The organism is Pseudomonas crudilactis (assembly GCF_013433315.1).
Classification (GTDB): domain Bacteria; phylum Pseudomonadota; class Gammaproteobacteria; order Pseudomonadales; family Pseudomonadaceae; genus Aquipseudomonas; species Aquipseudomonas crudilactis.
Genome location: NZ_WXVV01000026.1, coordinates 43,055 through 65,319, shown reverse-complemented (window position 1 = coordinate 65,319; position 22,265 = coordinate 43,055). Strand labels below are relative to the sequence as shown.

The following is a 22,265-nucleotide window of genomic DNA, read 5'->3' as shown; positions in this document are numbered from 1 at the left end:
AAGCCGACAGTTTCCCGAGAGCGCCGCTGGCTGTCACCCCCTTTTTCTCAAGTCGCGCCATAGCCAGATTCAATAACGATGCTTGCCCTGATGAATTTCCGCCAACACTTCGTCGGTGACTCGTACGTAAGTCTGCGTGCCGGGCAGCCAAGCGTAAATCGGGTCATCGCTGGTCTGGCCGGGGTCGAAGCCTTCATTTTTCAATCGGGTTTTCTGGTATTTAAAGGTGCCGGTGGTTTCCATTTTCACTTTGACTCGCAGAAACAACGGCACGGCATAGGCTGGCATGCGCTCCCGGGCAAAGCTCAGCAACTCGGCGAAATCCAGGGTCGCGAGGGATTCCGCCGGCGTAATCGCGGCCATGCCGGCGCGGCCGTTGGTGTTGCGGATTTCCACACCGTAGGCCACGGCCTCGGAAATCTGCGGATGTTGCAGCAGCAGGTTTTCGACTTCAGTGGTCGAGACGTTTTCACCTTTCCAACGATAAGTATCGCCGAGGCGATCGACAAACTGGGCGTGGCCGAAGCCGATGTTGCGCAGCAAGTCACCGGTGTTGAAAAAGCGATCGCCCTTGGTAAACACGTCGTGCAGCACAACCTTGGCGGTTTTCTGCGGATCGGTGTAACCGTCCAGCGGCGCCTTCTCGTCGATCCGCGCCAGTAAAAGCCCCTGCTCGCCTTTGCCGACCTTGCGCATGAAACCGTCGTCGCTGCGGATCGGCTCGCCGCTGTCATGATCGTAGGCCACCAGCTCCCACGCCATCAGCGAGAAGCCAATGGTGTTGTCGAAGTTGAGGATGTTGGTGAAACCGATATTGCCGTCACTCGCCGCATACAGTTCACAGATGTGCTCGACGGCGAAACGGGTCTTGAACTCGGCCCAGGCGCCGGGGCGCAAGCCGTTGCCGATCATCTTGCGCACATCGTGGCGGCTGTCATCGGCGCTGGCCGGTTGATCGACCAGATAACGACACAATTCACCGACGTAACCGATGGTGGTCGCGCGATAACGACGCACGTCGTTCCAGAACTGGCTGGCGCTGAACTTGCGACGAATCGCGAAGCCCGAGGCGCCGTTGACTGCCGAGCCCCAGCACACGCAAAGACCGGTGGCGTGATACAGCGGCAAGGTGCAGTAGACGACATCGTCGGGGCCCATATTGAGGGCGATCATGCCGAAACTGGCGGAACTGCGCATCCAGCGACCATGTTTGAACACCCCGGCTTTCGGCAGGCCCGTGGTGCCCGAGGTGTAGATGTAGAAACATGGATCGTCGAAAAACACCTGCTGGCTGCTCGGTGGATTCTCGCTGGAGGCATCGGCACTGGCGCTGATCAGATTGACGTAGCCTTCGGGCGCAATGCCCGGATGGCTATAGGTGTCCTGATCGGCGACAAACCAGGTGCGCGGCGCGGTAATCGCCACTTGCTCGCGAATCGCCGCATAAGCCGGAACCAGCTCTTCGCCGACCACAATCGCTACCGGCGCCACCAGATTCACGCTGTGGATCAGGGTGTCGCGGGTTTGAGAGGTATTGAGCAGCGCGCTGACCGCGCCGACCTTGGCCAGCGCCAGAATGGTCACCAGCAATTCCGGGCGGTTTTCAATAAACACCGCGACCACGTCGCCCTTGCCGATGCCCTGCCCGTTCAGATAATGAGCGATGCGGTTGGCCCACTGGTTGACCTGCGCATAGGTCAGCCGCACATCGCCCTGCAGTAACGCCGGGCCCTCGGGATTGCGCAGCGTCGCTTGTTCGAACGTCCAGCCAAGGCCACAGCTTTGGGTCGGATCCGTGACGTTGGCCACCTTCATGCCCTTGACCAGTCGCGGAATGGCTTTGGCAATCATCGGCAGTTTGCGGAGCATCATGCCCCAGGTAATCGTGTCGCTTGGCGCGTGGCTCATGAAAGCTCCCCGTCCGACCTTGGCGTGCAGGTCGATGTTTTTATTTTTCGGGCTTGCTTGAAGCAACCAGCGCACTCAAGCGCGGGTCGAGATCGAAAATACGTCAGCGCTTCTCGGGCTGTACACGCGGTTTTTGCAATGTTTTGTATCCGCTGTTCGGCCGACGGCGGCGATGATCATCGGGTAAGCGATTGGTTCCGTTGTTTCGACAACGATCCCGCAAAATGCAGGATGCACGATGGCCATTCATGCAGTTTGCACGACAACCTGAATTTTCCTATTTTTTAACTTATTGATTTATAAGGTTTTTATTAATTTCAAATGCTGGCACAATCGCTGCAACCTCCTCTGCATGCTTGCCATTCAAGTGCATACGGAGCTGATAGACATGAGCCTGATCCAAGAAAAATTTACCTCCCTGTTCTCCAACTTCGACGTCACCACTGCGCCACGTCCTGATGGCGGGATCCTGCTGACTCTGCGCAGCAGCGACGGCAAAGTGTTCAAGCGCGCACTGACTTATCAACAACTGCATGCCGGCGACCAACTGTCGTGGGCGATCAGCGCGATTCGTCGTGACCTGGCCGAGCAAGCCAGTGAGCTGCCGCAGATCGCGATGCTTCAGAGCCAGCAGCGTTTTGCGCTGCCGACATATCACTCGCTGTAATTTTTCAAACGCTTTAAACAAAACAGGCCGTGGAGCTTTCGCTTCACGGCCTGTTTTTTTGTGCTTGACGCCAATCCCCTGTGGGAGCGAGCTTGCTCGCGAAAGCGGTGTGTCAGGGAGAAATTTTTATCTGATACTCCGCCTTCGCGAGCAAGCTCGCTCCCACATTGGGTTTTTGTGGTCAGAAGGCTTCGGGTTCGATGCCGGTGAAGGTGTCGACGGTGATGTGGCTGCCCAACTCCCCGCCTTCGCGGGCCAGGCCGCAGGTTTGCAGGCCTGCCGACTGAGCGGCGTCGAGTTCTTCAACAATGTCCGAGAGAAACAGGATTTCCCCCGGTTCAACACCGATGGCTTGCTGGATGTTGGTGTACGACTGCGCCTCGCGCTTGGGCCCTGAAGTCGTGTCGAAATAACCACTGAACAGCGGCGTCAGATCCCCCGCCTCCGAGCAGCCGAAAATCAGCTTCTGCGCCTGAATCGAGCCCGACGAGTACACAAACAGTTGATAACCCGCCGCGTGCCAGCGTTTTAGCGCTTCAACGGCATCCGGGTAAACATGCCCTTTCAACTGCCCGGCGTGATAACCCTGGGCCCAGACCATGCCTTGCAAGGCTTTGAGCGGCGTGGCTTTGCGATCTTCTTCGATCCAGCTCAAGAGGATTTCAACAACCCGTTCAACATCGGCCTGCGGCGCATTGCTGTCCCGGCGCACGGCGTCGAGTTGCTCGGCGACATCGGCACGCGCAGCGTTCTGACGGACAAAATCGGGCAGGTGTTTAGCGGCATACGGAAACAGTACGTCGAAGACGAAACTCACCGCGCTGGTGGTGCCTTCGATGTCAGTGACAATGGCTTTGATCGACATCGAATCAGTCCTCCAGACGCGGGAAACGACCAGCGATGTCTTCGCCGGTGAAGTTGGCAACCCAGCCTTCAGGGTTGTTGAACAGACGGATCGCGACAAAGTGCGGATGCTCGCCCATGTCGAACCAGTGTTTAGTGCCGGCCGGTACCGAGATCAGATCGTTCTTCTCGCAGAGTACGGCGTAGACGTAATCGTCAATGTGCAAGGTAAACAGGCCACGGCCGGCGACGAAAAATCTGACCTCGTCTTCGCCATGGCGATGCTCTTCGAGAAACTTGGCGCGCAATTCGGCTTTTTGCGGGTGGTCGCTGTTCAGGCTGATGACGTCGACGGTGATGTAACCGCGCTCGGTCATCAGTTGGTCGATCTGCTCTTTATAGGCGCTGATCACTTCTTCCTGGGTGGCGCCAGGCTGGATTTTCGCAGCCGCTTGCCAGCGGTCGAAGCGCACGCCCTGCTCGGCCAGGGTCGAGGCGATGTCTTCGAAGTGGGTCAGCACTTTGTTCGGGATGTCGGGGCTTGAGACGTGATAGACGGACAGGCTGCTCATTGGGGCAATTCCTCGGTATCGGCCTTGCCGTCCGGTTCTTGCAGACCGGTCGGGCACAGCATTTCATCAGGCAAATGGGCTGCTTCCGGTGAAGTCAGCCTTGGCGGTTCATGACGCTGCGGGTTTTCAACTCGCATTCAAACAGAAATTCAAAGGCCTCGATCTGCCGCAGCGCGTCGTTCATCTGCGCGCCCCAGGTGTAGAGGCCGTGGCCGCGAATCAGATAACCGACGCAATCGGGATGGGCATCGAGCCAAGGCTGCACCTTGGCGGCGAGGCGCGCAATGTCCTGATCGTTGTCGAAAATCGGCACGCGCACCCGCGATTCGTGGGTCGAAACGCCGCTGAAGGCTTTTTGCAGTTCGTAATCTTCGAACTCGATAAAGTCTTCCGGGGTCAGGCGCGACAGCACCGTGGCGTTCACCGAATGGGTGTGCAGCACCGCGCCGATCTCCGGACGCCAGCTGTAAAGCTGAGTGTGCAGCAGGGTTTCGGCGGAGGGCTTTTTGCCCGGTTCCAGGCTGTTGCCCGACAGATCGGTGGCGAGCACATCGTCCAGGCCCAACTGGCCCTTGTGCTTGCCCGATACGGTCAGCAGCGCTTCACTCGGCGACAGGCGCGTCGAGTAATTACTGCTGGTGGCCGGCGACCAGCCGCGACCATACAGAAAACGCCCGGCGTCGACGATTTGCTGGGCGAGTTGTTCACGCGTAAGGCTCATGGCCTGTCCTCTTGCATACGTGTGGCAATGATAACGACAGCAGCGAGTGCCGCGAGACTGGCAATACTAAAGGTCAATGTCGCGCCGAGGGCATTCCAGCTGTAACCGGAATACAACGCGCCGAGCGCACCGCCGGTGCCGGCCAGCGCCGCGTACAGCGCCTGGCCCTGCCCTTGCTGGCGGGCGCCGAAGCTACGTTGCACGAAGGCGATGGCAGCGGCGTGAAAACTGCCGAAGGTCGCCGCGTGCAGAATCTGCGCGAACAGCAATACCCAAAGAAACTCGGCGAACGAACCTAGCAGCAACCAGCGCAGCGCCGCCAGCAGAAAACTTGCCATCAACACCCGGCGCAGGGAAAACCGCGCGAGAATCCGGCTCATCGCCATGAACATCAGCACTTCAGCGACGACACCTACAGCCCAGAGCATGCCGATGGTGCCGCGCGTATAACCGAGTCGTTCCAGGTGCAAGGTCAGAAAGGTGTAATACGGGCCGTGGCTCATTTGCATCAGCGCCACGCAACCATAAAACGCCAGCACGCCCGGATTACGCAGTTGCTTGAGGAAACCCTCGCCGCTCGGCCGATTGCCTTGCGGCGGTTGCGCGTTCGGCACCCACAGACTGCTGAGGACGATACCAGCCATGATCAGTACAAGCGCCGCCGGGTAGATGTCGAGGCTGAGCCATTCGAACAGACGACCGAGCACCACCACAGTGATGATGAAACCGATCGAACCCCACAAACGAATCTGGCTGTACCGCGAGGTCTGCCCCTGCAAATGCGCCAGGGTGATGACTTCGAACTGCGGCAGTACCGCGTGCCAGAAAAACGCGTGCAACGCCATGACCATCGCCAGCCAGGCGTAGGTCTTGCTGACGAAAATCAACGAGAAGGTCAGCAGCGTGCACACCGCGCCAAAGCGCACGATGGCCAGACGTTTGCCGGTGTAATCGCCGAGCCAGCCCCAGATGTTCGGCGCCACGCAGCGCATCAGCATCGGGATGGCGACCAGTTCACCAATGCGCGCTGGACTGAAACCGAGGTGATCGAAGTACAGCGCCAGAAACGGCGCTGTCGACCCGAGCAAGGCGAAATAGAACAGATAGAAACTGGACAGCCGCCAGTAAGGGAGCGCCGCCACGCCCGTTATGCCGCGACGGCTTTAGAGCCCGCCATCAAAGCTGACCCAGCACCGGCGTGCTCACGCGCACATCGGCGTTCTGGCCACGGTGACGCAGCAGGTGATCCATCAGCACGATGGCCATCATCGCTTCGGCAATCGGCGTGGCACGAATGCCGACGCAAGGGTCGTGACGGCCCTTGGTAATCACGTCGACCGGGTTGCCGTGGATGTCGATCGAACGGCCCGGAGTGGTGATGCTCGAGGTTGGCTTCAACGCCAGATGGGCAACGATCGGCTGACCGGAGGAGATACCGCCGAGGATGCCGCCCGCGTTATTGCTGAGGAAACCTTGCGGGGTCATTTCATCGCGGTGTTCGGTGCCGCGCTGCGCGACCGAGGCGAAACCGGCGCCGATTTCCACGCCTTTGACCGCGTTGATGCTCATCAGCGCATGGGCCAGCTCAGCGTCGAGACGGTCGAAAATCGGCTCGCCCAGACCCGGCATCACGCCTTCGGCAACGACGGTGATCTTCGCCCCGACCGAGTCCTGATCGCGGCGCAATTGATCCATGTAGGCTTCCAGCTCCGGGACTTTGTCCGGATCGGGACTGAAGAAGGCGTTCTCTTCTACCGAATCCCAGGTCTTGAACGGGATTTCGATCGGGCCGAGCTGACTCATGTAGCCACGGATGACGATGCCTTGGGTGGCCAGGTATTTCTTGGCAATTGCACCCGCCGCTACGCGCATCGCGGTTTCGCGCGCCGAGCTGCGGCCACCGCCACGGTAATCGCGCTCACCGTATTTATGGTGGTAGGTGTAGTCGGCGTGGGCCGGGCGGAACAGATCCTTGATCGCCGAATAGTCCTTGGACTTCTGGTCGGTGTTGCGGATCAGCAGGCCGATCGAGCAACCGGTGGTGCGCCCTTCGAACACGCCGGAGAGGATTTCGACTTCGTCGGCTTCCTGGCGCTGGGTGGTGTGGCGGCTGGTGCCCGGCTTGCGGCGATCGAGGTCGCGCTGCAGGTCTTCGAGGGAGATCTCCAGGCCCGGCGGGCAGCCGTCGACAATGGCGACCAACGCCGGACCATGGCTTTCGCCAGCGGTGGTGACAGTGAACAACTTGCCGTAGGTATTGCCGGACATGCAGGACGCTCCGTGAAATCAAACCCAAATTCGTGATGCGCGCCAGTATACGCAGGCTAACCGAGTAGTTCATCCTCGAACCTTAGTGGTGCTGGCGAGTCCAACCGGCACCTTGGCGAATGATGGCGTGATGATGCTGCGAGTTTTGATCTTGAGTCTTACCCTCTTTACGGGCTTTGCCCAAGCGACGGTCCTACAACGCCCGGTCACTCTGGATACCGGCACCGGCGAACTTTTCGGTTCGCTGCTGCTGCCAAAATCCGACAACCCGGTGCCGGTTGTCCTGATTATTTCTGGCTCGGGTCCTACGGATCGTGACGGAAACAACCCCGACGGCGGGCGCAACGACAGCCTAAAACGCTTGGCGTGGGTGCTGGCCAAACACAACATCGCCAGCGTGCGTTACGACAAGCGCGGTGTTGCGGCGAGCCTGGCGGCGACACCGGATGAGCGCAATTTGTCGGTGGAAGCCTACGCGGCGGACGCGGTGGCTTGGGGGCAGAAGCTCAAGGCCGATCCGCGTTTCGGCAAATTGATTCTGCTCGGCCACAGTGAGGGTGCGCTGATTGCCAGCCTCGCTGCGCCGAAAGTCGATGCGGCGGCGGTGATTTCTCTGTCCGGCAGCGCCCGTCCGGTCGATCAGGTGATCCGCGAGCAATTGGCCCGCAGCCTGCCACCACCGCTGATGCTGCGCAGTAACGAACTGCTCGACAGCCTCAAGGCCGGTCACACCGACGACAATGTGCCACAACCGTTGCAGGTGATTTTCCGCCCGAGCGTGCAGCCGTATCTGATTTCGCTGTTCCGCCAGGATCCGGCAAAAGCCTTCGCGCAATTGAAGATGCCGGCGCTGATTGTTCAGGGCAGCAACGACATGCAGGTCGGCGTTGGCGATGCGCAGGCGCTGAAAGCCGCCAAACCCGACGCCGAACTGGCGGTGATCGACGGCATGAACCATGTCATGCGCATCGTCCACAACGATATGAAGCGGCAATTGGCTTCGTACAAGGATCCAAATTTGCCGCTGGCAGCGGAACTGGGCAGCAAGATCATCGAGTTTATTGACGGACTTCGCGCCAGTTAAGCGTTGTTTGCCCTCTAGTCCTGCAAAAAACGGCCGATAAGTCTTTGTCGCCAGCGCAACGGCTGGCGACAAGCAGGGCTTGGACAGGATCTCGCCGTTATGACTGATACCCAGACTTCACCCGACACCACCGCTGAAAAAGACGCACCGCCAGCGGTCGAGCTGCCGTGGGCGGATGTCCACGTCGAGCACCACAAGATGCTCCGCCTGGCCCCGCTGCAAACCGATCGCAACACTGGCGGGCGCCCCTTGCGCTTCGTCGAATTCGGCTATGCCGAGCGCAGCAGCAAAGAAAAAAGCCTGATGCGCATGGCGATCAAACTGCCCGGCCAGCGTGTGCGCAAAGAGCAGAATCAGCTGGACGTGTGGGTGGATCACACCACCAAGCGTGTGCACTTCGGCCCCGACAGCGGCTTGCAGATCGAACCGATGAACCGTGGCATCGGCCGTTACATGGCCGCGCAAGGCATCAATTGGGCGAAAAAGCGCTGGCCGACCTACACCGTCAACGGCATGGACTTGAACAACAAGGATGCGCTGAACGAAGACACGCGCCTGCGTCGCGATCATTTCCTGCGTGTGCATGGTTTTGATGTGGTCTATGCCGATGCCCAGCATTTGAAGGGTAGCGTCAAGGAAGTGCAGGTCGGTGATCTGCTCGGTGACTGGAACAGCGAAAAGCTGCAGATCGTCGAAATTCTTGAAGCAGCGCAGATGCTTCAGCAGGCCGAGCAGAATCTGGCCGAGCAGGAAGTGAAGCTGAAGAAGCAGGAAGACAAGGTCAGCAAGTTCAAGCGTGAAGACGCTGGGCTGCGTTTCACCATTACCTGTCTAGTGGCGTTTGCGGTGTTTCAGGCGGGGTTGTTGATCTGGATTGCCACGCACCGCTGATCGCTTGAAACCGCGTCGCGGCCATTCGCGAGCAAGCTCGCTCCCACAGGATTTGTGTCGTACACCGAACCTGTGGGAGCGAGCTTGCTCGCGAAGCTTTTGATCGTTCCCACGCTCCGCGTCGGAATGCAGCCCGATTAGACGCGGGAAGCGAACAAGGCCTGATGATCGCGGCACTGCTCCGCTGTCAGCATGAACACGCCATGCCCGCCGCGCTCGAATTCGAGCCAGGCGAAATCGACTTCCGGGTACAGCGCGTCAACGTGCACCTGGCTGTTGCCCACTTCAACGATCAACAAGCCCTTCTCGGTCAGATGATCGGCCGCTTCAGCCAGCATGCGTCGAACCAGATTCAGACCATCATCGCCACAGGCCAGCCCCAGCTCCGGTTCATGCTGATATTCGTCCGGCATGTCAGCGAAATCTTCCGCATCCACGTAAGGCGGGTTCGACACGATCAGGTCGAAGCGCTGACCCGGCAAACCATCAAAACCATCGCCCTGCACGGTGTACACGCGCTCATCGACACCATGACGCTCGATGTTCTGATTGGCCACTTCCAGCGCTTCGAACGACAGATCCGCCAGCACCACTTCGGCATTCTGGAACTCGTAGGCACAGGCGATGCCGATGCAACCGGAGCCGGTGCACAGGTCGAGGATGCGCGCAGGTTCACTGCCGATCCACGGGGCGAAGTGATTTTCGATCAGTTCGCCAATCGGCGAACGCGGGATCAACACGCGCTCATCGACGATAAACGACATGCCGCAGAACCACGCCTCACCCAACAGGTAAGCGGTCGGAATGCGCTCTTCGATACGGCGCTTGAGCAAACGCTGCAAATTGACCAGCTCATCGTCTTCCAGCGCGCAATCGAGGTAGCTGTCGGCGATTTCCCACGGCAGGTGCAAAGCGCCGAGCACCAACTGCCGCGCTTCGTCCCAGGCATTGTCGGTGCCATGGCCGAAAAACAGATCCTCCCCATGGAAGCGGCTGACGGCCCAACGGATATGGTCACGCAGGGTACGAAGTCGGGAAGTGATCACGGCGCAGAACTCCAGAAAAAACGACTGGCGATTCTAGCAGCCAAAACGCCTGACGACGACGCAGGAAAAATATCGCCCCGACGGTGGGAGTTTTCTGTTTTTTGCATCGGCTATTGAACAGAACGTGTAACTTGACAAGGCTGCAGGCCAATAACGACGGTGCCTACGATGGTAGCGATTCACAGAACCGCTCAGCCAGAGGACAATGTCGCAAAAGCCCCACCCCAAGGAGCCCCAGAATGTCCGTTCCAAAAACGATGTTTCAACTCAGCGGTCGCGGTTACGCAGCGGCCACACTGAGCCATGCCACCGTGGTCATCATCGATGCCCAGAAAGAGTATCTCAGTGGCCCGCTGGCCCTGAGCGGCATGGACGCGGCCGTCGCGAACATCAAACAAGTGGTTGCCGCAGCCCGTGCAGCCGGTCGGCCGATCGTGCACGTGCGTCATCTCGGCACCGTCGGTGGCCTGTTCGACCCGCAGGGCGAACGCGGCGAATTCATCCCCGGCCTCGAGCCGCAGGGCGATGAAACCATTATCGGCAAACTGCTGCCGAGCGCGTTTCATGGCACCGAGTTGCTGGATCGCTTGCAAAACCTTGGCTCGCTGGACCTGATTGTCTGCGGTTTCATGAGCCACTCCAGCGTCAGCACCACCGTGCGTGCGGCGAAGAACCTGGGCTTCCGTTGCACTCTGGTGGAAGACGCCTGCGCCACCCGCGACTTGCCGTTCAAGGGCCGCGTGCTCAGCGCCGCTGTGGTGCAGGAAGCCGAAATGGCGATCATGGCGGACAACTTCGCCACCCTCGCACTGACTCAAGACCTGATCTGATCTGCTCTGATGAGCGGCTCACGGCGCCGCTCATCCGCAAAATCCTCTCATTTGCCGCAAATGCCATAGCCTCAGGAACAACCCGGTCAACTCCCGGTCGAAGGGCCGATACCCATTGAGGAAGGTCGGAATGAAGTTATCCGATGGATTTGACGCACGCCGCTTGCGGCCCAAAGGCCAAAGCAACTGGCGTTTTCGATTTGGCGCGGCGATTGCGGCCATTCTGGCCACGTTCGGCGTGCTGATGGCGATGGCCGGAGCGGCCAGCCTGCTCGGGCGCCCACCGGCACTCGGTGACTTGAACGCTACGCCGATGGGCTCGGCGATCATTCTGGCGGTCGGTTTGCTGTTTCTGTATTTCGGTGTCGCCCTGTGGCGTCGCTGCCGCCGTCGCGCACGGCAATCGCGGGAACTGAACATGTCCCCGCATCTGATGAAAAAACACGACTGACTCACCGGCCTGGCTTTTTGCCGGGCCGTTTTGTTTCGACTTGGGTAAACTGGCCGCCCTTCGCGGAGGCTGACATGCAAGACGACGATTTTTCCCTGTTCAAAAACGAGTTGCGCGGCGTCAAGCCGATCAAACACGACCGCGCCGACACCGGCAAACCCAAGACTGACCGCGCACAGATTGCCAAGCTGCGTCAGTCGGCCACCGTACGCACCGATGCCACCACCGTTGACGGTCTGTCCGATCAGTTCGTGATCGACGTCGGCCCGGAAGACGAGTTGATGTGGTCCCGTGACGGTGTGCAGGAAAGTCAGATGCGCAAGCTCAAGGTCGGCCAGATTCCGTTCGAGGGCAGCCTCGACCTGCACGGCATGAGCGTGGAAAAGGCCCGCGAAACACTTTGGGCTTTTCTCGCCGAAGCGACCAGGTTCGAAATTCGCTGCGTGCGCGTCACCCACGGCAAGGCTGTGCGCCTGGACGGCAAGCGGCCGATGATCAAAAGCCACGTCAACACCTGGCTGCGTCAACATGCGCAGGTCCTGGGTTTCTGCTCGTGCCAGGCCAGACACGGTGGGGCCGGTGCGGTTTACGTGATGCTTAAACGCACCATGATGGAAGGTCGCGACGAATAATCCGCCCCATCTGAAGCCCCGCATCGTTAGTCACGATGCAGGGCTTTCACTTTGCTGAAGCTGTTCGAATGGCGGTGCTGAACGGCAGCTTTCGGCAGTCGGCTTTGCACCCACTGCCAGCGCCCTTCGCGATAAGCGGGATTCAATGAGTGACAGGCGACAGCGCATCGTTTGCTGACGATGAGGGCACATAAACCGAATTGCTCTGCTCATGTTCCTCTTGGTGAGCCTTTTCGATACGGTACGCAAGTTCTTCTTCAAGGTTTTCATAGTCGACGTTTTTGCCGTCTTCGTCGCGCAGACCACCATAGTTGAACACTACAAGATGCTTACGAAAGCCTTTACCCTTGCGCGCACTTGGCATCTTGAAAAAGATCTTCCACCGGCTGTCGTTGAAGTTCGGCAGGGTGTCAGCCCTTTCGGCAATGATATGAAGTACCGTATTGAGTTGCATCTGAGCGATCCCGCTGTACGATTCGACCTCTGTGGCTTCAATCGATGTGTAAGGGACTAACCCATCAGCGTTGAAAAACCAGATGCCCTTGTCCTTGAGGATCATCAAGGTTTGCGAACCCGCCTTGCGATTCAGCCACGCCATGCCCAAGTACCATAACGAACACACTAGCAGCAGCGCAGCGATTCCATTGGACTCCATACGGAATCCCTGGATGGCCATGATCAAGAATAAAACACCGCCCAATAAAGCCCTCACAGGCACGCGGCGACGCTCGGTAAACGCCATATCATTGATTGTACTTTTCATGATTTTCCTTTGGCTAACAGGCGCGAAAATCGCATCCAGGTAATGCAAAAGGCCCTTTCGGGCCGTCGTTTCAAGTGAACCTTTCACTCAACGTTTGTTGCCTTCCAAATGCCAAGGCTCAGCCTCGACACGCAGCCGCTCTGCGCGTTCTTTACACGGTAAAGGTGACCTGCGGCCCGCGATTTTACTCGATAAAATCGCTGAAGTGAGAGATCGGGTCTGGCGCTCTGGGTGTCGGTGAGCGTTTCAGGCTGCACTGACCGAATTGGGGATTCGCGCCCGCCGGCAATACAACTGCCGACACACATACGCTACCATGTGCCTCATGGCGGGTATGAACCCTGCGTTTATTGCCACTCAGCTCGGTCATAGCGTTCAGATGTTGCTATCGACTTACGCCCGATGGATCAATTCCAGCACTGACTGGGGTGAACTCGGTAAGCTCGAAAACAGCTTGATTGGTACAAAATTGGTACAGACAGAAACAGTACCCCTCTGAAACCCTTATGGAATCAGCCCCTGTGACACTGGAACAGAACTACACCGCGATTCTCGGCCAATTGGGCGAGGACGTGTCCCGCGAGGGCCTGCTCGACACGCCAAAGCGTGCCGCCAAAGCCATGCAGTACCTCTGCCGCGGTTATGAACAGACGCTCGAAGAGGTCACCAACGGTGCCCTGTTCAGCTCCGACAACAGCGAAATGGTGCTGGTCAAGGACATCGAGTTGTACTCGTTGTGCGAGCACCACCTGCTGCCGTTCATCGGCAAGGCGCACGTTGCGTACATCCCGAGCGGCAAAGTGCTGGGCCTGTCGAAGGTCGCGCGGATCGTTGATATGTACGCCCGCCGCCTGCAGATTCAGGAAAACCTCAGCCGTCAGATCGCCGATGCTGTGCAACAAGTCACCGGCGCGCTGGGCGTTGCCGTGGTGATCGAGGCCAAGCACATGTGCATGATGATGCGCGGTGTCGAGAAACAGAATTCGTCGATGATCACCTCGGTGATGCTCGGTGAGTTCCGTGAAAACGCAGCGACCCGCAGCGAGTTTCTCAGCCTCATCAAGTAATTTGCAGCACGAAGAAAACCGGCATTCATCGCCGGTTTTTTTTCGTCCGTGAAAAATCGGGTAAGCTGCGCGCCTTTCTCAATCTGCACCGTGAGGCTTCAACGTGTTCGTCAAAGCGCTTCGTGTCGGCCTCGGCCAACTGGTTATCTTCATCGACTTCATCACCCGTCCGGGCAAGAAACAGCGCCCTGCCGAAACTCAGGCCCAGGTCAATGCCGCCGCGCAAGGCCTGACCCTGTATCAGTTCCATGCTTGCCCGTTCTGCGTGAAAACTCGCCGTACTCTGCGTCGTTTGAATGTGCCGGTGGCGCTGAAGGATGCGAAGAACAACGAGCAGGATCGTCAGGCCCTGCTGGAACAGGGTGGCCGAATCAAGGTGCCTTGCCTGCGCATTGAAGAGAATGGCCAGACAACCTGGATGTATGAGTCCAAGGTGATTATTGATTATCTGGATAAGCGGTTTGCTGCGGTCTGATGTTTCTGTATTGGGGCTGATGGCCCCTTCGCGAGCAGGCTCACTCCTACACTTGGAATGCGTTCCCTTGTAGGAGTGAGCCTGCTCGCGATGAGGCCATTCCAGGCACCAAAAATCCCAGTCAAAAATAAACCGGCCCTCGAGCCGGTTTATTTGTTTTCAGGCCGCTTTATCCAGCTGCGCCTGGCGCACCACCGCCGCCAGTCGCTTCAACCCTTCATCCAGCCTCGCCGGATCGATATGGCTGAAATTCAGGCGCAAATGCCCGTGATGCTTATCCGGATCCGGAAAGAACGGCTCCCCCGGCATAAACGCCACATCATTGGCCAACGCCTCGTTAAGCAACGTTCGCGTATCCAGCGGTTGCTTCAACGTCAGCCAGAAAAACAGCCCACCCTGTGGCATGTTCCACTCGGCCAGATCGGCAAAATGCCTTTCCAATGCTGTTTGAAAAGCGTCGCGCCGCTGCCGATAGAAGCCGCGCAACTCACTCAAATGCTGCTGATACTTTTCAGTACCAATCCACTGCAACGCCTGCCATTGGCCGATGCGATTAGTGTGCAGATCCGCCGATTGCTTGAGTTTGAGCAAGTGCGGAAACAGATCGGGACTGGCAATCAGGTAGCCGACACGCAATCCCGGCAGCAAGGTTTTCGACACGGTGCCGGTGTAGATCCAGCTGGATTTCTGCAGGCGTCCGGCAATCGGTTTGGCGCTGCCGCCATCGAAAGTCAATTCACGGTAGGGCTCGTCTTCGATCAGCGTGACGCCGAATTCATCGAGCAATGCCGCAACGGCGGCGCGCTTGGCTTCGCTGTAGCGCACGGCGGACGGATTCTGAAAGGTCGGGATCAAGTAGATGAAAGCCGGACGATGCTGCTCCAGACGCTCGCGCAGTTGCGCCAGGTTCGGGCCGTCGGACTCCTGTGCCACGGTCAGGCAATCGGCGCCGAACAGTTGGAATATTTGCAGCGCGGCGAGATAGGTCGGCGCCTCCAGCAAAATTTCCGTGCCTTTGTCGATGTACAGCTTGGCAGCCAGATCGAGGGTTTGCTGGGAGCCGCTGACCACCAATACCTGACTTGCCGTGCACTCCAGGCCAAGCGCCCTCGCCTCCGCTGCCAACGCTTCGCGCAATGCCGGCTCGCCTTCGCTCATGCCGTACTGTCCAAGCGACAGCGGCATTTCAGCCCATTCGACTTTCGGCAGCATGGCTTCGGCGGGCAAGCCGCCAGCGAACGACATCACCTCCGGGCGCTGGGCAGCGGCAAGGATTTCACGGATCAAAGAACTTTTAAGGCGCGAGACACGTTCGGAAAAAGCCATGGCGGTCACCGGTAGCAAGGGGTGCGAAAAATGAGTCAAACTGGTTGACTGAAATTACGACAGCTTGAGCGAGTACGTCAACATGCTTGACCTTAAAAACCCTGCAAGCCAACAACAGGCGATGGAAGCGTTTTTCTTCGGTTATCAGGCTTTCACCGCCAAGGCTGATGAAATGCTCGAACGGCGTGGCCTGTCGCGGGTGCATCAGCGGATTGTGTTTTTCATCGCGAGGTATCCGAATTTGAGCGTGAAGGAATTGCTGGGATTACTCGGCGTGAGCAAACAGGCGTTGAACATGCCGTTGCGGCAGTTGCAGGAGATGCATCTGGTGGACAGCGTGGCGTCCGAGGCCGACAAGCGTAAGCGGCTGCTGGAGTTGACGGCCGAGGGGGCGAAATTTGAACAGGCCTTGCGGCGTGAGCAGGTGAAGTTGCTGGAGCGGGTTTTTGCCGAGGCTGGCGAGGCGGCGGTGAATGGCTGGTTGGCGGTGAATCTGGCGTTGGGGAACAGTCAGACACATCTCGACTGACAGGTGCGCCCTCTTCGCGAGCAAGCTCGCTCCCAGATTAAAGAGCATTTCCCTGTGGGAGCGAGCTTGCTCGCGAAGAGACCCGCATAGGCGATATATCCCTATCGACGGAACTTTCGTAAACAAAACCAAAAACAATATTTGCTTTATTTGTACACAAAAGCATAATCCACAGCGTGCGAGTTCCTGACCGCATGGTCAACAAATTCGCGTATGCCTCAAAGGGTCGCTGCCACCCCTCATGGGTCCGGCCCTGGAAATAACAATAAAACTCTTGAGGAGTACTCGCTGTGGAAAGCCGCAAATCCGAAGCATCGACGCTGGACCTCTCGCCACCATTACGCAGTGGCCTGCTGGAACGTCTGTTTAAACTCAGCTTGCATGGCACCACGGTGAAGACCGAGTTGATTGCCGGTCTGACAACCTTCATCACCATGGCTTACATCATCTTCGTCAACCCGAACATCATGGCCGATGCCGGGATTGACCACGGTGCAGCCTTCGTCGCCACCTGTATCGCCGCTGCACTGGGCTGCCTGTTGATGGGCCTGTACGCCAACTGGCCGGTGGGACTGGCGCCGGGCATGGGCCTCAACGCGTTCTTCACTTACACCGTGGTCGGTACCATGGGCTACAACTGGGAAACTGCGTTGGGTGCGGTATTCGTCTCCGGTGTGCTGTTCATGATCCTGACTTTCTCGCGGATTCGTGAGTGGCTGCTCAACAGCATTCCGGTCAGCCTGCGCTTTGCGATGGGTGCCGGTGTCGGTCTGTTCCTTGGCCTGATCGGTCTGAAAACCGCCGGTATCGTCGTCGATAGTCCGGCGACCCTGATCAAACTCGGCTCCCTGCGTGAACCTGGTCCGCTGCTCGCGGCCATCTGCTTTCTGATGATCGCGATCCTCAGCTATCACAAAGTGTTCGGTGCGATCCTCATCAGCATCATCACCGTAACCCTGGCCGGTTGGGGCCTGGGTATCGTGCATTACGAAGGGATCATGTCGACTCCGCCGAGCCTGGCCCCGACGTTCATGGCCATGAATGTTGCCGGCGTGTTCAACGTCAGCATGATCAGCGTGGTCCTGGCCTTCCTCTTTGTGCACATGTTCGACACCGCCGGCACCCTGATGGGCGTCGCCCAGCGCGCCAATCTGGTCAACGCTGACGGCCGTATCGAAAACCTCTCCCGGGCGATGAAAGCCGACAGTGCGTCCAGCGTATTCGGCGCCGTGGTCGGTGTTCCACCTGTCACCAGCTACGTAGAAAGTGCTGCCGGCGTAGCCGCTGGTGGTCGGACTGGTCTTACCGCAGTCACCGTAGGTGTGCTATTTATAGCGGCAATGTTTTTCGCACCGCTGGCCGGCATGATTCCCGCTTACGCCACCGCCGGTGCACTGATCTACGTGGCGATGCTGATGATGGGCGGCATGGCCCACATCGAATGGGACGAAGCCACTGACGCCATCCCGGCCATCGTCACCGCGATCATGATGCCACTGACCTTCTCGGTCGCCGACGGCATCGCGCTGGGCTTCATCACCTATGTGGCGTTGAAGGCCGGTACCGGCAAGTACAAGGAAATTTCCGTCAGCCTGTGGGTGCTCTGCGCGATTTTCATCGCCAAGTTCATCTTCTTGTAAGCGGCGCGCGGTTCAAGCTTCAAAACGGCCTCACCCTCGCGGGTGGGGCTTTTGCACATTCTCGATACCAACAAAAAAGGAGGAAAGTGATGAGTCTGGAAACCTGGCTGCTGTTCAGCGGCGCTGCATTGGTGGTGATCCTCATTCCCGGGCCACTGTCACTGCTGATGATCAGCAACAGTCTGAATTACGGTTTGCGCCGTTCTTACCCGGCATTTCTTGGCGGGGTAACAGCATCGATCTGTTTGCTCAGTGCCTCGGCGCTGGGCCTGGGCGCGCTGCTGCTGGCATCGGAACAGCTGTTCAGCGCCCTTAAAATTGTCGGCGCCCTTTACTTGTTCTACCTCGCCTGGCAGAGCTGGCAGCAATCGCGCCAGCCATCGACAGGTGCCGAAGTCCCGCAAACAGCGGCCGTGCCACGCTTCCGCGCACTGTTCGGGCGCGCCTTCGTGCTGGGTGCGAGCAATCCGAAAGACATCCTGTTCTTCGCCGCCTTCCTGCCCCAATTTCTCAACGCCGAGCAACCATTCCTGCCGCAGTTACTGGTCATGATCGCTACCTGGACCGTGCTGGATCTGCTGTGCAAGCTGGCATACGGCCTTGGCGCCCATGGCGCAGCGCGCTACTTGCGTAGCGGCAAGGGACAAAGTTGGTTCAACCGGATCAGCGCCGGGTTGTTTGGTGGAGCAGGCGCCGCGTCTTTGCTCAGCAGCCATTGATTGAAATAAACCCGTGCATTGAACAACCGCCAATGACAACCACCCTGAGCATTTAAATATGCAGGGTGGTTTCTCATCCCCGGTATGACGTAGCGGCATTAATTGCCCGGCCTGACTAGCGCCCAATCGTAATACATCGCAATACCCCATCGATGTACAGCAACAAGGATTTGCTCATAACATCGCGCCTATTCCGTACAACAAATTGCCCTGAACAAGGATGTTCAAATGGCCACATTGATTCAAGACTCCGTCATACACCATGACACCGTCGTCATTAACGACATCGATATTCATACCAATGAAAAAACAACTTCGACTCTGGATTTGAACAGTCAGTCGGACAATTCAGCGCTGCCTAAAAACCCTGCAAAGACCGCTCAACTGAAAATGGTCGATGACTTGTTCGGTCCGATCGAGATTGGTTCGCTGTCGGTGACCCGCGTTTCCCTCGATATATTGGGCGCCACGATCGACGGTCAGTCCTTGAACGGTCGAAACACTTTTTTCCGCACACCGAAGCGCTCTTTCATCAACTCGTTACAGTTCAACCCGGCCAATGTCGAACTGCAGATGCGGCAATCGGCGGGTACAGACAGTTATCTATTACCGTCGCTGCTATTCGAAGTTGCCAGCCGACGTCCACTGACGGCGCCTCCTGTAATGAAAGAAGCAGTTGGCGAGGAGATCGATGCGGACGGCTATCGCGGCAAACTGCAGAAACTCTTGAATGCGGCACAGAGACTCGATCTCAGACACGCGCAATTACCCCGAAAAACACATCGCTGGGTCAATATCGCCAAAAGTACGACGACGCTGGGTTCGAGCCTCGGTATTCAGGGGTTTGGAATTTACATGGGCTTGCGCGGAATTTATGACGGGATAAGAACCAACAATACCGACGAGATCGTGATCAACACCACCGGCCTCGCCTCCGAGCTGGGTTCCATTGCCGTTGATATCGCCGTGACCCGGTCCGCGACGCAGATGCTCAAAGCCGGACACAGTGCCTACACCGACTTTGTCAAAACCCGATTTGCGATCAGGTTGAGCCGCTCCGGAGGCCTGGTCGGTGGCGCCCTGACGCTGCCTTTCGATATCTATACCGCCGTCAGGTCATTCAATGCTGCCGACAATGCAAAAGGCAAAGAGGCCATAGACCATTACGTCAGCGCTGGTTTGAGTATCGCCAGTGCCGGCATGACAGTGATTCTCGGCCTGGCCGCACTGGCCGGTTTTTCATTCGCCGGGCCGGTCGGCCTTCTCGCGGGTGCGTTGCTTGCCGTCGGCTCACAGATTTATGGCGCTGTACGGATCGTCGATGACATTGATGATTACATCGAACTCACCGACGAGGAGCGCTGGCGTACAGGCTGGTTTTCGTTCGTGGGAAAGAGTCCCGACAAAGATGTCCAGGACCGCTATTCCATAGCCAAAGCCACGGTTGAACATAGCCGGCAATTAAAACGGACCGCCCGAAGATTGCTCGATGGGACCTGGGAGAAAAAGCTCGAAGCTGTCGTCAACGGTGCATTCGAAGTAGAACTCGAGCCGAGCCGCAGGCTAATCAGAAACTGGTGGACCAAGCAGGACAATTGGGAAACGGTCGATGTGCCAAAAATCAAAGGCAGGGATGACACGATCGATGCCCGAGACGGCGTCACATCTGATACTCCCGGCGCAGAACTGGGAACCGCCGCAGCGCACAAAGGCGTCATCTGGTTCATCGGCGACGGTAAAGACGTGATCAAAGGAGTGAAGGAAAAACCCAACACGGTTCATTACGGCGCGGGGAAAAAAGATCTCACGGGAGGCGAAAAGGATGACCGGTTTGTCTTCGAAGCGGCCGGGAAGCTGATCGAGACGGGCGCCGACGTGCCCGGGTATTCGAAGATCAGGGGCGGCTCTGGCAACGATACGCTGGTGCTGGAAGGCAACTACATCTCAAGATTGCCCGAAGGCTCCGGTTATGACGTCGACCTGCAATACGGTACGTTGCATGTCAGCGTGACAGACAGTGAAGCAGAGGACGGGAAAAAACATACCTTCCATAGTTTGCTCGAAAGTATTGAAAACATTGAGACCGTGCCTGGCGCCACGTCAACCGTCAACGGTACGGACGGCGCCAATATCATCCGATCCCAAGGCAGGGACACGATCACCGCAGGCGGTGGCGATGACCAGATAGTCCTGTCTCACACCGGTGCCTCTGCACACGGAAACGCGGGAATGGATACTTACATCATTGCCCACGTCCCTGGCGATCTGGCCATCTTCGAGGACGGTGAACAGGCCAGCGTTATTGCGCTGAACTGGCGAGCGGATCAGATTGAAAGCTGGGCCATCAAAGAAAACAGCCTGGTAATCACATCACGATTCGACTTTTATGAGATGCCCAGGAATGTTGTTTCCGTCCATGACATTTATCAGCAAGTGGATAGCAGACTCACGCTGAAAAACAATCAGCTGACGTTTATCACCAAGGATGACTTTCACCTGGTGCCGGACTTGCCGGAAACCATCGAACACAACAAGAACATTGATGTACAGGCAGTGATTAGCAAAGTCGGGAGACGACAAGGCCCGATTATTCTTAACGCCGATACACATATCATCAAAGACGACAGACCGCTGGACTTGTTCATCCCGAAAACCCATGACCTGACCACGCTTTATCTAGCGAAAAAACGCAATGCGGTAACCCGTCTGTTTGTGGACTATTCAAGCGCAGAACTAAGCAAAGTCGAGGCCCGCTTCGGCGCCAGAATATCCGACGCCAATGGCGACCTGGTGGTGGGGTGTGATCTGTCGTGCCACTTTGCAGATAAATCGTTACTCATCAAAGGCTACTCGACCAAGCGTGGCGGCATGGACCCGATGAATCTGCTGAAGATCCTGAGAGCCATGGACACTTATCTCGATCATAAAGTGACACTGGTCTTCAAGGATGGCGTCGCAGCGAATTTACGCCTGACTCCGGAAACCGAGGCACAACCCGCTGATGCAAAATTTGCCGTGTATGCCTTCACCGAATGGACCACTCCGATTTCACTCCCGCTGCAACTGCTGCCCGGCGACTACGCCTACGACCTGACGCAGAATGAGCCGTACCAACTGAAGGCCAATGCCGGATGCGCCAAGCTCTACGCTTATGCGCTCCAGCCCGGGCTGGACACACTGGAAGGCCAGGGCTCGACATACCTGGTTCACCTTGCCGCCAACATGCATATCCGTCTGTGTACGCCGGGCGCCCTTGCCAGCTCCAGCCTGCGCCTGCCATTTGCATCCACCTGGGACCTGGACGCCACGGAGCTCGGCAAAGTCGACATCACCCTCGAAAACAACCAGTTGCGAATCGGCACCTGCGTTATTCACCTGCCGACTTACGACAGCGAAGACCTCATCGACCAGGTGCGTGTGATCACCGAAAAGGGCATCGTCCACACCGTCGACCTCTCCTTTGACTGGGTGTATCAGGATGGACTGGACGCGCGGTTCTTTGAAGAGCCCGATGCGACGGCGGCGTTGCCGGACGAATTCGCATCGGTCGCCGACAAAGTGTTGAAAGTCAGGTACATCGCCCTGGCCGACAATGAGCCCGGGACACTGAGTTACAGCTTGCCGATGCGGCGATGGATTCTGGACAGCGACAAGCGCCGAGTCATCGATTACTCGCAACTGCAGGTTTTCAGATATTGCACGCATCAACGACCAAGCCTGTTAACCCCGGCACCTCCATTGATCGAGGTTCCGGCGGCGTGAGCCTCCGTGCCGGGTAACGCCCGACAAATCTGCATCATCCGCAAGAACGATCACTGACGCCTCGAAACCTT

Annotated in this window: 21 protein-coding genes and 1 pseudogene; 13 read left to right on the top strand and 9 right to left on the bottom strand. The window is 57.8% G+C overall.

Translation table 11 applies throughout. From position 1 onward, the window contains the following. Positions 1 to 69: 69 nt before the first annotated feature. Positions 70 to 1,908, bottom strand: a complete 1,839-nt coding sequence (locus GTU76_RS24660) for a long-chain-acyl-CoA synthetase (protein WP_180699806.1) — start codon at positions 1,906 to 1,908, stop codon at positions 70 to 72. A gap of 388 nt (positions 1,909 to 2,296) precedes the next feature. Here GTU76_RS24660 and GTU76_RS24655 point away from each other — a divergent pair, with 388 nt between their 5' ends. Next, positions 2,297 to 2,575, top strand: coding sequence for a DUF3509 domain-containing protein (locus GTU76_RS24655; RefSeq protein ID WP_008080936.1), 279 nt, complete (start codon positions 2,297 to 2,299; stop codon positions 2,573 to 2,575). 181 nt (positions 2,576 to 2,756) lie between these two features. Here the strand turns inward: GTU76_RS24655 and mtnC are convergent, their stop codons facing one another. The 5 genes from mtnC to aroC form a co-directional block, all read right to left on the bottom strand. Further along, on the bottom strand, positions 2,757 to 3,440 hold the full coding sequence (gene mtnC / locus GTU76_RS24650; protein WP_180699805.1) for an acireductone synthase: 684 nt from the start codon (positions 3,438 to 3,440) through the stop codon (positions 2,757 to 2,759). 4 nt (positions 3,441 to 3,444) lie between these two features. Further along, positions 3,445 to 3,990 (bottom strand): 1,2-dihydroxy-3-keto-5-methylthiopentene dioxygenase, encoded by a 546-nt coding sequence (locus GTU76_RS24645; protein ID WP_102901171.1) that lies wholly within the window; start codon positions 3,988 to 3,990, stop codon positions 3,445 to 3,447. 94 nt (positions 3,991 to 4,084) lie between these two features. Then, positions 4,085 to 4,711, bottom strand: a complete 627-nt coding sequence (locus tag GTU76_RS24640; RefSeq protein WP_008080933.1) for a methylthioribulose 1-phosphate dehydratase — start codon at positions 4,709 to 4,711, stop codon at positions 4,085 to 4,087. Further along, positions 4,708 to 5,853: an MFS transporter gene (locus GTU76_RS24635; protein ID WP_180699804.1), complete on the bottom strand. Its 1,146-nt coding sequence runs from the start codon at positions 5,851 to 5,853 to the stop codon at positions 4,708 to 4,710. The genes GTU76_RS24640 and GTU76_RS24635 overlap by 4 nt, the downstream gene beginning before the upstream one ends. A gap of 34 nt (positions 5,854 to 5,887) precedes the next feature. Then, positions 5,888 to 6,979, bottom strand: a complete 1,092-nt coding sequence (gene aroC / locus GTU76_RS24630) for a chorismate synthase (protein ID WP_064118641.1) — start codon at positions 6,977 to 6,979, stop codon at positions 5,888 to 5,890. Positions 6,980 to 7,109: 130 nt separating this feature from the next. Here aroC and GTU76_RS24625 point away from each other — a divergent pair, with 130 nt between their 5' ends. Both GTU76_RS24625 and GTU76_RS24620 read left to right on the top strand, forming a co-directional pair. Beyond that, positions 7,110 to 8,063 (top strand): alpha/beta hydrolase, encoded by a 954-nt coding sequence (locus GTU76_RS24625; protein WP_026000436.1) that lies wholly within the window; start codon positions 7,110 to 7,112, stop codon positions 8,061 to 8,063. 99 nt (positions 8,064 to 8,162) lie between these two features. Continuing rightward, on the top strand, positions 8,163 to 8,954 hold the full coding sequence (locus tag GTU76_RS24620; RefSeq protein WP_180699803.1) for a hypothetical protein: 792 nt from the start codon (positions 8,163 to 8,165) through the stop codon (positions 8,952 to 8,954). A gap of 137 nt (positions 8,955 to 9,091) precedes the next feature. Here GTU76_RS24620 and prmB read toward each other — a convergent pair whose 3' ends face one another. Then, positions 9,092 to 10,000, bottom strand: coding sequence for a 50S ribosomal protein L3 N(5)-glutamine methyltransferase (gene prmB / locus GTU76_RS24615; protein WP_180699802.1), 909 nt, complete (start codon positions 9,998 to 10,000; stop codon positions 9,092 to 9,094). A 239-nt stretch (positions 10,001 to 10,239) separates the two neighbouring features. Between prmB and GTU76_RS24610 the strand changes: the two genes are divergently transcribed. From GTU76_RS24610 to GTU76_RS24600, 3 genes are all read left to right on the top strand, one after another. Further along, a complete protein-coding gene (locus GTU76_RS24610; RefSeq protein ID WP_007914026.1) occupies positions 10,240 to 10,830 on the top strand; it encodes a cysteine hydrolase family protein in 591 nt (196 codons plus the stop codon). A 130-nt stretch (positions 10,831 to 10,960) separates the two neighbouring features. Continuing rightward, positions 10,961 to 11,281, top strand: a complete 321-nt coding sequence (locus tag GTU76_RS24605; protein ID WP_175554926.1) for a hypothetical protein — start codon at positions 10,961 to 10,963, stop codon at positions 11,279 to 11,281. 74 nt (positions 11,282 to 11,355) lie between these two features. After that, a complete protein-coding gene (locus GTU76_RS24600; protein ID WP_175554927.1) occupies positions 11,356 to 11,913 on the top strand; it encodes a Smr/MutS family protein in 558 nt (185 codons plus the stop codon). Between the two features lie 142 nt (positions 11,914 to 12,055). On the opposite strand, the gene GTU76_RS24595 is transcribed toward GTU76_RS24600, so the two are convergent. Then, a complete protein-coding gene (locus GTU76_RS24595) occupies positions 12,056 to 12,676 on the bottom strand; it encodes a hypothetical protein (protein WP_100216356.1) in 621 nt (206 codons plus the stop codon). 250 nt (positions 12,677 to 12,926) lie between these two features. Between GTU76_RS24595 and GTU76_RS30130 the strand changes: the two are divergent. The 3 genes and pseudogenes from GTU76_RS30130 to GTU76_RS24585 form a co-directional block, all read left to right on the top strand. Next, a pseudogene (locus GTU76_RS30130) lies at positions 12,927 to 13,175 on the top strand (site-specific integrase); the annotation flags it as partial. Between the two features lie 22 nt (positions 13,176 to 13,197). Continuing rightward, positions 13,198 to 13,743 (top strand): GTP cyclohydrolase I FolE, encoded by a 546-nt coding sequence (gene folE, locus GTU76_RS24590; RefSeq protein ID WP_010456659.1) that lies wholly within the window; start codon positions 13,198 to 13,200, stop codon positions 13,741 to 13,743. A gap of 103 nt (positions 13,744 to 13,846) precedes the next feature. Next, positions 13,847 to 14,218: a glutaredoxin family protein gene (locus GTU76_RS24585; RefSeq protein ID WP_095120114.1), complete on the top strand. Its 372-nt coding sequence runs from the start codon at positions 13,847 to 13,849 to the stop codon at positions 14,216 to 14,218. A 159-nt stretch (positions 14,219 to 14,377) separates the two neighbouring features. Here the strand turns inward: GTU76_RS24585 and GTU76_RS24580 are convergent, their stop codons facing one another. Further along, positions 14,378 to 15,544 carry an aminotransferase-like domain-containing protein gene (locus GTU76_RS24580; protein WP_180699801.1) on the bottom strand — a complete coding sequence of 389 codons (1,167 nt, stop codon included), beginning with the start codon at positions 15,542 to 15,544 and terminating at the stop codon, positions 14,378 to 14,380. 82 nt (positions 15,545 to 15,626) lie between these two features. Between GTU76_RS24580 and GTU76_RS24575 the strand changes: the two genes are divergently transcribed. The 4 genes from GTU76_RS24575 to GTU76_RS24560 all read left to right on the top strand — a co-directional run bounded on the left by GTU76_RS24575 (position 15,627) and on the right by GTU76_RS24560 (position 22,194). Beyond that, a complete protein-coding gene (locus GTU76_RS24575; RefSeq protein WP_026000434.1) occupies positions 15,627 to 16,073 on the top strand; it encodes a MarR family winged helix-turn-helix transcriptional regulator in 447 nt (148 codons plus the stop codon). A gap of 290 nt (positions 16,074 to 16,363) precedes the next feature. Continuing rightward, positions 16,364 to 17,713, top strand: a complete 1,350-nt coding sequence (locus tag GTU76_RS24570; RefSeq protein ID WP_141129337.1) for an NCS2 family permease — start codon at positions 16,364 to 16,366, stop codon at positions 17,711 to 17,713. A gap of 89 nt (positions 17,714 to 17,802) precedes the next feature. Then, on the top strand, positions 17,803 to 18,432 hold the full coding sequence (locus GTU76_RS24565) for a LysE family translocator (protein WP_016982883.1): 630 nt from the start codon (positions 17,803 to 17,805) through the stop codon (positions 18,430 to 18,432). A gap of 228 nt (positions 18,433 to 18,660) precedes the next feature. After that, a complete protein-coding gene (locus tag GTU76_RS24560) occupies positions 18,661 to 22,194 on the top strand; it encodes a calcium-binding protein (protein ID WP_180699800.1) in 3,534 nt (1,177 codons plus the stop codon). Positions 22,195 to 22,265: the final 71 nt, after the last annotated feature.